The organism is Nodularia harveyana UHCC-0300 (assembly GCF_034931085.1).
Lineage (GTDB): Bacteria > Cyanobacteriota > Cyanobacteriia > Cyanobacteriales > Nostocaceae > Nodularia > Nodularia harveyana.
In genome coordinates this window covers 77408-88449 of record NZ_JAYGHG010000019.1, presented here as the reverse complement: position 1 = coordinate 88449, position 11042 = coordinate 77408, and the positions used below count along the sequence as shown (strand labels likewise).

9 protein-coding genes and 1 pseudogene are annotated in these 11042 nt (G+C 40.3%); 4 read left to right on the top strand and 6 right to left on the bottom strand.

Annotation, left to right across the window (positions count from 1 at the left end; all coding sequences use genetic code 11):
- From VB620_RS12705 to VB620_RS12695, 3 genes and pseudogenes are all read left to right on the top strand, one after another.
- Window positions 1-200, top strand: a pseudogene (locus VB620_RS12705) (RNA-guided endonuclease InsQ/TnpB family protein); the annotation flags it as partial.
- 120 nt (window positions 201-320) lie between these two features.
- Window positions 321-752 carry a TMEM165/GDT1 family protein gene (locus VB620_RS12700; protein ID WP_323196518.1) on the top strand — a complete coding sequence of 144 codons (432 nt, stop codon included), beginning with the start codon at window positions 321-323 and terminating at the stop codon, window positions 750-752.
- 108 nt (window positions 753-860) lie between these two features.
- Window positions 861-1154, top strand: coding sequence for a TMEM165/GDT1 family protein (locus tag VB620_RS12695; protein ID WP_323196517.1), 294 nt, complete (start codon window positions 861-863; stop codon window positions 1152-1154).
- Between the two features lie 65 nt (window positions 1155-1219).
- Here VB620_RS12695 and VB620_RS12690 read toward each other — a convergent pair whose 3' ends face one another.
- The 3 genes from VB620_RS12690 to VB620_RS12680 all read right to left on the bottom strand — a co-directional run bounded on the left by VB620_RS12690 (window position 1220) and on the right by VB620_RS12680 (window position 6171).
- Window positions 1220-1714 carry a hypothetical protein gene (locus tag VB620_RS12690; protein WP_323196516.1) on the bottom strand — a complete coding sequence of 165 codons (495 nt, stop codon included), beginning with the start codon at window positions 1712-1714 and terminating at the stop codon, window positions 1220-1222.
- Between the two features lie 448 nt (window positions 1715-2162).
- Entirely contained in the window at window positions 2163-4748 is a 2586-nt protein-coding gene (locus VB620_RS12685; protein ID WP_323196515.1) for a GAF domain-containing protein, read from the bottom strand.
- A 646-nt stretch (window positions 4749-5394) separates the two neighbouring features.
- Window positions 5395-6171 carry an HAD family hydrolase gene (locus VB620_RS12680; RefSeq protein ID WP_323196514.1) on the bottom strand — a complete coding sequence of 259 codons (777 nt, stop codon included), beginning with the start codon at window positions 6169-6171 and terminating at the stop codon, window positions 5395-5397.
- A gap of 212 nt (window positions 6172-6383) precedes the next feature.
- On the opposite strand from VB620_RS12680, the gene VB620_RS12675 reads away from it, so the two are divergent.
- Entirely contained in the window at window positions 6384-7202 is an 819-nt protein-coding gene (locus tag VB620_RS12675; protein ID WP_323196521.1) for a hypothetical protein, read from the top strand.
- Window positions 7203-7249: 47 nt separating this feature from the next.
- Here VB620_RS12675 and VB620_RS12670 read toward each other — a convergent pair whose 3' ends face one another.
- The 3 genes from VB620_RS12670 to VB620_RS12660 all read right to left on the bottom strand — a co-directional run bounded on the left by VB620_RS12670 (window position 7250) and on the right by VB620_RS12660 (window position 10827).
- A complete protein-coding gene (locus VB620_RS12670) occupies window positions 7250-7960 on the bottom strand; it encodes a DevA family ABC transporter ATP-binding protein (RefSeq protein ID WP_323196513.1) in 711 nt (236 codons plus the stop codon).
- Window positions 7961-8108: 148 nt separating this feature from the next.
- Window positions 8109-9263: an ABC transporter permease DevC gene (devC, locus tag VB620_RS12665; protein WP_323196512.1), complete on the bottom strand. Its 1155-nt coding sequence runs from the start codon at window positions 9261-9263 to the stop codon at window positions 8109-8111.
- 121 nt (window positions 9264-9384) lie between these two features.
- Entirely contained in the window at window positions 9385-10827 is a 1443-nt protein-coding gene (locus tag VB620_RS12660; RefSeq protein ID WP_323196511.1) for an HlyD family efflux transporter periplasmic adaptor subunit, read from the bottom strand.
- Window positions 10828-11042: the final 215 nt, after the last annotated feature.

Genomic DNA, 11042 nt, shown 5'->3' with positions numbered 1-11042 from the left:
GTTTGGATAGAGATTGGAATGCTGCTATCAACATTCTGCAATTAGCCTTGAGTACCGTAGGGCATACGGGAACTTCGGTTCGGCTTCGCTCACTGAGCGTAGTCGAGGTGAACGCTTCAGGAGATTCGACCTCTACTCATACTGGAGAAATCCTGTATGAGCAAGTTGGGTCTATGAATGAAGAATCCTCACGCCTTTAGGCTGAGGAGTGTCAAAAGTCCTTACCTATGACATTTTCTGCAATAGAGTTGCAATTTATCACTACAATCTGAGAAAATGAGAAGAATATGAAAGTAACCTAGCAACTAAAACTACTGCCTGTGAATCTTGAATCTGTACCTGCAACTTTTTCTGTTACATCTGAGACTGAAAATCAACTACAAATCAAAGATGCCAAGGAATCTAACATAACGGCGACAATCATCGAGCCACACCAGCCTGTAGTTACCGATAGTCAAACAAAGCGGGAATCAGTAGCAGCAATTTTCCTCACCACTTTCATTACTATATTCCTGGCAGAAATTGGCGATAAAACTCAGCTATCCACTTTATTAATGAGTGCAGAATCTCATGCACCGTGGGTAGTGTTTGTCGGATCTGGGGCGGCGCTAATTACCACTAGCTTGTTAGGTGTGCTTTTAGGTGGTTGGATGGCTAATCGTCTCAGTCCCAAAACTGTAGAAAAATCAGCAGGGATGATGTTATTGTTCATTTCCCTGATGTTGTTTTGGGATGTAATCTTTAGTTCGTAATTCGTAATTCGTAGTTCGTAATTCTTAGTTCAGAGGAGCTTCGTTAAGGTAATTCAGAAGCTCAGACTCCCTGCTCCCCTGCTCCCTACTCCCTACTCCCCCAAAAATATGGACTGGCATCTTTTAGGACTCAGCTTTATTACAGTTTTTCTCTCAGAATTAGGTGACAAAAGCCAATTAGCGGCGATCGCACTTTCAGGACGTTCTCAGTCTCGACAGGCAGTATTTTTTGGTACAGCTGGCGCACTATTACTCACCAGCCTTTTAGGAGCATTAGCCGGTGGTGCTGTGGCAGAATTATTACCTACACGCATATTAAAAGCGATCGCAGCAGTCGGGTTTGCTATCCTAGCTGCACGTTTACTATGGTTTAACAACGAAGCCTCACCCGACGTAGAATAACAAAAAAGGCTCAGTATGTTTGAGCCTCTTTATCTTTTGGGGTGTAATTTGAAATCAGCCACATACTAGCTCAACTTTTCTTGCCAGCACCAGCTTAAAAGTGTTCCGGCTGCCAATATTTTCACTACTTCCAGCACAAAATAACCGCCATGTAATACATTCATCTCCATTGGAATTGTAGATGCTGTTTCCCATAAATTTAGATGAGTTCCGACAGCGCACATTTGCGGAGTCAAGAAATAAGTATTTAACAAAGTAATAGCCAACAGCATAGCGGCAAAAATAATCACTCTAGGACTACAGCGAGATGTAGTTTTACTCAAAGCCAATACACTAGTCAAAACCACACCCGCAGATAATAATTCTATGCGATTAAAATTCCAAAAAATCACATAGCCTGCTGTCGTAAAACTTGCCTCACTCATCATGCCAGAAAGGTAAAGACTAGGCATAATTACCCAGTCCAAAACTAAGCTAGCACTCAACCAAAAACCCAACGCGAACATGAGAGCAGTTTGCCAACTGGGTCGTTTTAAATCAACAGTAGAAATAGCATTCATAAAAATAATAACCTGTGTTTTATTTGTAGTCTGTAACTTAAACAGTTACCTTGACAACACATCCCAATTATCTTTCACAAACAAATTTATGAACGCGAAAAGTAACGATTGTTATTTTTTTGATGTATTAATATATATTCCCATTTATATATACTGTTACGATTCTTGAAATAAATTCATGATTTGTAGTAATTTTTTCACCAACTTCTGTAACAAGTAATTTTGTTTAAGTCGCAACTTGAAAATCAGGATTTACCTTTAGGACTTACGCATAATCTACGTTTTCTTGGCGTTCTTGGCGGTATGCGCTTCGCGCACGCTACGCGAACGATAAATCAAGATTTTTGGCAATTGTTGCGTAAGTCCTGACCTTTTGCTCAATATCCTCAACTAGGAAGTGAAATTCACTATGCTAATAAACTTCCCAATTCCTAATCCTCAGCTAAGGCTATTTTTCTTGAAAAGTCCAAACGCCCTGATCCCATTCAAAATCTGTGGGGGGTGATTGTAACCAGTGCTGACAACGTAGGAGATGCAACATAGCAGCTTTATCTTGGTTGTCAACCGCTAAGACTTTGGCAAACTCAGCTCTAGCATAGGTGAACTGGCGACTGAGGTAATATTCACGTCCTTTGTGATAATGGTCAATTACTTGTAGTTTTTCGCTACTAACAGGATCGGAACGTAAACCGACTAATTCGTAAATAGCTACTGGCTCGTTTCTGCCTTTAACGCGAATGTAGTCTAATTCTCTAGCCCAAATCTGTTCTTGGCAAGGTTTAAAGGTGTTGTCACTGAGAACGATGTCACAACCGTACTGTTTACTAATGCTTTCTAATCGGGAACCAAGGTTAACGCCATCACCAATGGCGGTAAATTCCATCCGCTTACTGGAGCCGATATTACCACTAATCACGGTATCAGAATTGATGCCGATACCAATTTTAATTCTGGGTTTACTATCAGAGTGGCGACGTTGATTAAAGTCCATCAGGCGATGGCGCATTTCTATTGATGTTTGCACGGCCATCCAAGCGTGGTTCTCTAAAGGTAAGGGGGAACCAAAGACAGCCATAATAGCATCACCAATATATTTATCGAGAGTGCCTTTATGTTTAAAAACGGCTTCTACCATTGATTCAAAGTAGTCGTTGAGCATACTTACGACTTCTTCAGCTTCCAAACTTTCTGTGAGAGTGGTGTAACCGCGAATATCGGAAAATAAGATGGAAACTTCTTTGCGATCGCCACCTAGTTTAGCATCATCCAATTTTAGCAATTCTTCGGCTAATTCCTGAGTCATGTAGCGGTACATGGTACTCTTGAGGCGTTTTTCATCACTGATATCTTCCATGACCACCAACGCCCCCCGGACTTGCTGTTGGTCGCTAGCATCAGCAATGGTGTTAATGGACAAGTTAATACTATGTTGTTCTACACCATTACTCATCAGTGTCCGATCAGGATAGTATTGTTGAGATAGCTGGAAATTATTTATTTGTAGCGCATCTCGATACCATTTACTAAAGTCTCCTTCTTTAATGGCGATCGCTTCAGTAATTAATCTGCCTTCTAAACTTTCTTCGACTTCTAATCCTAATAAGTTTTTGGCACTTTCATTGGCGGTAATAATCATCCCAGCTTTATCTGTAGAAATCACGCCATTAGAAAGACTCCGCAGAATATCCCGTTGCATTTGTTCTTGTTGCTTGACCGTAGCAAACAACTGAGCATTTTGCAGCGCCACACCAGCTTGAATATTAAAAGCTTCCATAAACTCTTCATCGTTGCGGTCAAAACTAGCTTGGAAGCATTCTGGAGCTTTCGGCCACGTATCGGAGTTATATGTCGGAAAATCTCCTGACTTCTTTTTATTAACCAGTTGAGTCACCCCAATCAATTTCTGATCGGCGTTAAATACTGGCATACAGAGTAAACTACAAGTACGATAGCCATTTTGCCGATCCATTTCTTTAGCAGTATCTGCATCAGCATGGTCATACAAATCAAAGGGAATATTTAGCTTTTCTCCAGATGCGGCTACCATGCCGACAAAACCTTTCCCTATGGCTACGCGCAACTCCCTAGTAGAACCATTATCTTGAGTAATTTTCGTCCATAATTCATGGCGATCGCTATCTATCAGCCATAGAGTACTGCGATCAGCATTCATCAGTTCCTTGGCCTCGTCCATTACCCGCTTCAGGGTATCTTCTAAGTCAAGACTACTTTGACTGAGGGACTTAATGGCCTTCATTAACGCCGCTAAAGCTCTTTGTTTTTGAGTCGCTATATAAAAAGACCGCGACGACTCTAAAATTAGACGAATTGAAGGAGCAAATTCCTGGAATAATTGTTCATCAGTTTCGCTAAATCCTACAGTATTAACCCGCTCTGATATCGGATCTTCTGGATTATTTGCAGATTTTAATTTATTTAGTAACTGCACCACGGCCACTAATTTTCCGTCTTCATTCAACAGTGGCAACGCGAGCATTGTATAAGTACGATAGCCGCTTTTCTTGTCTTGTTCCTGAGCAAATGCCGAGCGCGGATCTTCATAGAAGTCAAAAGGAATATTGATTACTTTCTTGAAAGTGGCGACTTCTCCCGCAATCCCCTTATCTGCGGGCATCCGAATTTCTAAAGAAGCTTTTTTATCTCCCTCGGCTAAAATTGACCAAAGTTCTTGCTTGTCTTCATCCAATAAAAATATTGTTGTCCGGTCTGCTCCCAGCAATTCTCCAGTTTTTAAGGTAATGGAATGCAACATTTCTTGGAGAATTGTTTCAAACCCCTTGGAATCTAACATTGATAGGGTTTGATGAACAATCTGGAGTTTTTGCTCCACTTCTGCAACCACTTGTTTAAAAGTACCTTTAGTCAAGGGAGCTAGAAATGTCGAAATGGGTTCCTTATTTCTCGCTAAACTAGTTACAGAATTAGAATTTTCCTGCAAGTAGGAATGCTCCTGCTGACTAATATCAATAATTAGATCTGTGGTCTCTCCAAAACTACTTTCATGGACTGACATAAATAATTTTTGATATAGATTAGATTTTAGCAATAATCAACATCACAGATATTACCTAACTAAGCAGGTATTCCTCCTCAGAAAAACATTGATCAACCCCTACAGGGTAAGGATTTTCCCTTTGCTATATCCCTATGATGCGTTTTTTCATTCTTCATGGGCGTTTAACTACTTCCTTGGGGCGGTGACAGCTTGCATCTAGTTAACATTAATTCTAGTTCTACACTAGTTGCTCATCACACACAACCACTTTAGTCCTAGTTTTTAACGGGGATCACACCGGACTCACTCGCCACAGGATCTGGGCTAAACAAGCTGAGACTTTTGACTGTTGATAGTCTGATAGTCTGTCGGCGCGGAACACAAGACTTCAAGGGTTTTTTCACCTGGATGAGCATAGTTTTTTCGGGTAGATGCAATTTTAACCATTAGATGCAAGATATCAGATGATGATGTACTTTTCTAGGGATAATCATGGCTATATAGTTCCTTGAAGTCCCGATAAATTAACATTTCTACTCAATTATGCCACTTGCTTGACTTCATCTCCTTTTAATCTAGCAAATTATTTAGAATCAACCAAAAGCTATTTATTCCAGGTACAAAGTGATTCTGGCACTCACACCAGATAGATTTACCCATGAGTTTATTTCCTAGACAACATATAACGACATAACTCGCAAAATCCATCTCCTTCAGCAGCCTGAGTAATATACTGAGGTTGATGTTGTAACTGATTTATATATTTCATCACATTGGCTACACCTATAGAAACATCAAAATGCTGTGGATCAAATAAACTTTCGTCGTTGGGACTATCACCAATACTAAGGATTTGTTCTCGTGAAAATGTAGGTAAGTATTCTCGCAACACTTGCCATAAACCCATGGCCTTATTTTGCTCTTGGGGTTTAATGTGACACTGGACATGACTGTAAGTAAATCCCCAACCCATCTCTTGGCAAAGACCAGCCATTATTTTTAATTCATCAGAACTGAAAGCCGCCACATCAAAAGTCCAATCTGTTACTCGAAAACGATTGTCAGCTGATTCCTGGATTTCGGGAAATTGGGTTTTTAATTTTGCAAAAGCTACACTTAAACTCTGACGATGGGCTGCTAAGTCCGGAATGGGTGTTAAAGTCACTGGTTGATCATGCTCAGATGTATAAAATAGTCCCCCATTTTCAGCTATCGCACCAACCACAGGCATCAACTGAGAAATTCCACTCATCCAGCCAGCCGAACGCCCCGTGATAATTAAGACTTTTATCTCCGCAGCCTCTAAATCCTCGAAAGCTTGCAGCAATTTCGCCGAAAATTTGCCTTTTTTAGTGAGCGTACCATCCATATCTGTCGCAATTAAGCGAATATTGCTCAATGAAGCTTCAGAAAGATGTTTGAGAGTTGGTAGATGTCCCATAGTCAAGTTTTAGTGACTATATATACTAGAGTTCATCTTAACATATCATTGCAGGGAACAATTTTTCTCTGATCCAATCCCAGTAATTTCAGGTGTTCAGATTGTATGCAAAAAATAATTACCACATAGCTAAATGAGTTCAAGATTTGGGCATCCTAAATATAATCAGTCAAGTAGTTAGTTGTTTCTGTATACTCAGCAATGATCCAATGATGCTTAATTCAATGTTTATTGCCCAATCCCCTACAACCAAGACAACAAACATCACCCAACCGGTCTTAGCCAATCTCCCTGTACTACCACCAATGCTGGCTATGACTTCTGCTGGACTAGCCTTAACGGTGATTGGTTTGCTAGTGTATGGTAAATTTCAGCTAAATAAGTGGGAAAAAAAAGTCAAATTTCAAAAATTCCGGGCGCGAGAACTAGAAAAAAAGTTTAAACTAGCCCTGGAAACTATCCGCAAGATGGAAACTAATCCCGACTTAGTGAACTCACGGGATTTTAACTTAGATTATCTGCGAATGCGGATGTCAGAGGAGGTGTTTCACTTTGCGATTTTGAATCAAATTAAAGTCCAAGTCAAAGATAAAATCTCTCAAGCACTCCGCCCCAGTCAAGCCCAGCAAGGAATTGTGGGTATTGCTAGCAGTGGACGACAAGTTGATGAAGTTTTTGATGTGGAATATGAGACTGGCGTTAGTCCCAATGTGGCTAAACGAGTGCTGTTTCGTGTGCAAATGCGGTTAATCAAGTTACCGACACAAGCCACTTCTGCCACTATTAGCCAAATTATTGACTGTATTGAAACTTATCTTAGCCCCGTTGAAAGTGAAGATAATTGGCAACCGACAATTCAAGGACGGATTATCTATATGCATTGGGATCAAAAGGCTAAACCTACGCCTCTACTAGTGCTAGAACAAACTAATGATGGGGTAAATGTAACTTTCCGCACCACTCGTAAGCCAAATATTTCTGCAAAGGATAAGCTTCCGACAGTTAAAAAATCCCCTTCTAATAGATCATAGTTTTGCATTCAGGGTGCTGCAATATAGTTATGGATTATGAGTATCAATTATGGGTTTTCAATGACTGCACTGGGAGAATCACGGGCTAAAATACCATCTTCCATTTCCACAATTCGGTCAGCTATATCCAAGATCCGGTTATCGTGAGTCACAAGCAAAATAGCAGTTCCTTGTTCTTTAGCCAGACCTTGCATAATTTCTACAACATCTCGCCCTGATTGTTTATCTAAAGCTGCTGTTGGTTCGTCTGCTAGGACTAATGGGGGATTATTCACCAGGGCGCGAGCGATCGCTATTCTTTGTTTTTGTCCACCAGAAAGACTATCTGGGTAATAACTAACTCTGTCCTGTAAGCCCACCGCCCCCAACATGGCTTGTGACTTAGAGATTGCTTCCTGAGGAGTAATATGATCATTCAATTCCACGGCCATCTGCACATTTTGGGTCGCACTTAAAAAACCCAACAAATTGTGCGCTTGAAAAATATAACCAATATTACGCCGAATTTGGACTAATCTATTTTGACTAGCGCCAGATAGTTCTACACCTAAAAATTTTAAACTGCCCTCTTGTACAGACCTTAACCCCCCAATTAAGCTGAGTAATGTTGTTTTACCTGAACCAGATGGGCCAGTCATAATCACAATTTCCCCAGGATAAATCTCTAGGTTAATATCAAATAAAATCTGTTTTCTCAGTGCGCCTTTGCCATAGTAATGGTTGAGATTTTTTATAGCAATTACAGGTTCTTGTCTCATATTAAAGTAGGTGATTGCGTGTTAGTCGTTCTATATTCGAATTGTATGTAATGCCTGTAAATACTGCCTATCACTTATCAATTATAAATCCAATTTTCTCATCAATATTGACAGTTTAGATTTAATTTGTAATTGGCAATATTTTTTTTTAAAAGATATCGGCTGGATCGGCAGAACGCAATTTACGGACTGCGATCGCACCGGAAACAAAGCACATAATTATTGTTAAAATCAACACAGTTATTGCCCGTCCATAACTCATAAACACTGGTAAAAGTGTTGCATCTCTGGCACTAGAATACATGAACATAGCAATAATCCATCCCGGAATGTATCCTAAGCAAGCTAACAACAATGCTTCTTGCAGAATCACAGTTAATAAGTATCTCTGCGTATAACCTATAGCCTTCAAAGTAGCATATTCTGATAGATGATCCGAAACTTCCGTATAAAGAATTTGATATACAATTACAGTCCCAACAATGAAACCCATAATTGTACCTAAAGTGAAGATAAATCCAATTGCAGTACTACTCGCCCAGTAATTACGCTCAAACTCAATAAACTGTTCTTTGGTTAAAACAGTCATATCATCAGATAAATAATTCTGTAATTGTCGGGCGATAATATCAGCATTTTGTCCTCGCTTCAATCTAATTAAACCTATATCAATTAATCCCCCTTGACGATTATTAAATATTCTCAAAAAATTCACATCACTGGTAATTAAATTACCATCTGCTCCAAAAGATGCACCTAAAGTAAATAATCCCTCTACCTTAACCCGTCTTCTTTGTACCTCTGCTGTTAAAGTCTTTCCTTGATCCAACTCCGCAGCAATGGGGCCATATTCTTCTCTAGAAGAACGGTCAAATAAAACCACATCAGGTAGTTTCAATTTATCTAAATTTTCTTGAACTCCTGGCAAATCAAACAGATTAGATTCTGGATTCATACCAAAAATCAAAATACTCCGAGGGCGACCTGTAACCGGATTACGCCATGTTGTGTAATCCAAATATATCGGATGTACTGATTCTACTGCTTCTAATTCTAAAGCTTTATACAACCTTCTTTGAGAAAAGGGTTCCATTGCCAATAAAGCATTAGATTGTTTATTAATTAAAACAATATCGCCTTTTAAGCTACCATGTAAGCGCACATTACTATAATAGAGTGCATCCCTAAAACCAATTTGCATAAACATCAGAATATCAGCAAAGGCAATTCCTGCCAAAGCCACGGCTAGGCGACTTTTGTCTCTGGTTAGTTGTAACCAAGATAGGGGGATTTTATAAGCCATAATAGGTAATGCCTCATTAAGAAAGCCATTAAAATTTAAATTTTGGATGGGAATATATCATCCAAAATCTAAAATTATCTTTTCTTTTCGTTAAATTCCTACTTCCAATTGATGTTAATCTTCAATCAGAAGTGGTGGAATCTTTATTAATTTGGGTAATTACCTTAGCATTGGTAAAACCAGAAACGCGCTGACTATCTTCTGGAATCAAGGCAATTTTAACTTCCACAACTCTCGCGTCTACATCTGCTACGGGATCTGTACTCAAGACATCTCTTTTACCAATTTGTCTGCCAATTTCAATGACAGTTCCTTTTAATTCTTCAATAAATGCACCATTTTCGCTGCTGATAGTCGCAGTTTGACCGATACGCACTTGAGCAATTCTGTCTTCTGGAACTTCGGCCACCACAGTCATTTCATTAGTTTCTCCCATCTCAGCAATACCATTGGTGTTGATAGCTTCTCCTGATTTGGTGTGAACTGCTAAAATTTCTCCCGCAATCGGCGCTTGAATATAAGTTAATTTCAGTTCTGCTTCTGCTCTTTTCAGATTAGCGAGGGCGTTATTAACTTGCGCTTCTCCTCTTTGGAGATCGGTAGGGCGAAATTCTTGAATCCTTTTGAATCGGGATTGTTCTTCGTTAATTTGACTTTGTAAAGCTGCTGTGGTTTTATCTCGGTTAACTCTAGCTTCCACTAGCTGTTGTTCTAAGGTGGCGATAGTTTTTACTTGGTTGGCTCTAGCCTCGGCCAGTTGTTGGCGTAGAGTCGCTTCTACCTGTCGCAGGGTAGCTTGGCTTTCAATTACTTGCTGATTAAAAGTGACAGCGCTGAGTCTGCGTCTATCCCGTTCTTGTTGAGAAATCGCACCTTCTCGGTACAACATCTCATAGCGTCCCACATCAACTTGAGCATTTCTTTGTTCTGCTTGAATGCGGGAAATAGTTGCTTTTAAAGTATCTTGTTGCCCCCTGAGTTCAGCTTCCAGGCGATTAACTGTTGCTTGCATAGCCAGTTTTTCTCCACTCAACTGGGCTGCGATGCGAGTAATTGTGGCTTGTTGAGCATCCCTTTCTCCGTTGAACTGGGCTTGTAGGCGAGCCAGAACTGCTGTTTGGGCTTCAATATCTCTGGGGGAACCTAGTCTGACTTGAGCTAAATTCGCCCGTGCTTCTTGCAGTCTGGCTTTTGCTTCTTCTACAATTGCCAGTTGGGTGTCATGGTTGTCTAATATGGCAATCATTTGACCTTTTTTAACTCGCTCACCTTCACTCACAAAAACTTGCTGGACTCGTGATGAAGATTGCAATCCACCTGTGGGGGCGGAGAGTTTTAAGACTTGTCCTTTTGGTTCCAAGCGCCCCACAGCGCTAATATTATTAGTTACTGGTTTTATAGGTACTGACATACCTATTTTTTTCAGTTGTTCAACTTTAGCTGTAGTTAGTAGCCCAGCAGCTATGACAATTGGCAGGGCTACAGCAATACCCCACCAAATCTTAGGTTGTTCCGTCTCAAGTAGCAGCTCTTGTGAGCTTGGCTTTTCAGTCACCCTTGACATGGTTGTTGCCTGTTGGTTGAATTTTGCTTATGGAAATAAAAAATGAGGCGTTGCTGATTGAGAATATGAATTTGTTTCACGCATCAGCGAAGCGTTCGCGTAGCGTGCCGGAGGCTCTAGCACGAAGTGCGTTAGGCGCAAAGGCGCAAAGGTAGGAAGAACAAGAATGGTAATTTTGGCATTTCATACTTTGATTCAGCAACGCCAAAAATGAA

What these genes read in the sequence shown, in the direction of transcription:
- VB620_RS12695 (WP_323196517.1), top strand. Translation starts at nt 861, where the DNA reads ATGGACTGGCATCTTTTAGGACTCAGCTTTATTACAGTTTTTCTCTCA.
- VB620_RS12690 (WP_323196516.1), bottom strand. Translation starts at nt 1,714, where the DNA reads ATGAATGCTATTTCTACTGTTGATTTAAAACGACCCAGTTGGCAAACT.
- VB620_RS12685 (WP_323196515.1), bottom strand. Translation starts at nt 4,748, where the DNA reads ATGTCAGTCCATGAAAGTAGTTTTGGAGAGACCACAGATCTAATTATT.
- VB620_RS12680 (WP_323196514.1), bottom strand. Translation starts at nt 6,171, where the DNA reads ATGGGACATCTACCAACTCTCAAACATCTTTCTGAAGCTTCATTGAGC.
- VB620_RS12675 (WP_323196521.1), top strand. Translation starts at nt 6,384, where the DNA reads ATGCTTAATTCAATGTTTATTGCCCAATCCCCTACAACCAAGACAACA.
- VB620_RS12670 (WP_323196513.1), bottom strand. Translation starts at nt 7,960, where the DNA reads ATGAGACAAGAACCTGTAATTGCTATAAAAAATCTCAACCATTACTAT.
- devC (WP_323196512.1), bottom strand. Translation starts at nt 9,263, where the DNA reads ATGGCTTATAAAATCCCCCTATCTTGGTTACAACTAACCAGAGACAAA.
- VB620_RS12660 (WP_323196511.1), bottom strand. Translation starts at nt 10,827, where the DNA reads ATGTCAAGGGTGACTGAAAAGCCAAGCTCACAAGAGCTGCTACTTGAG.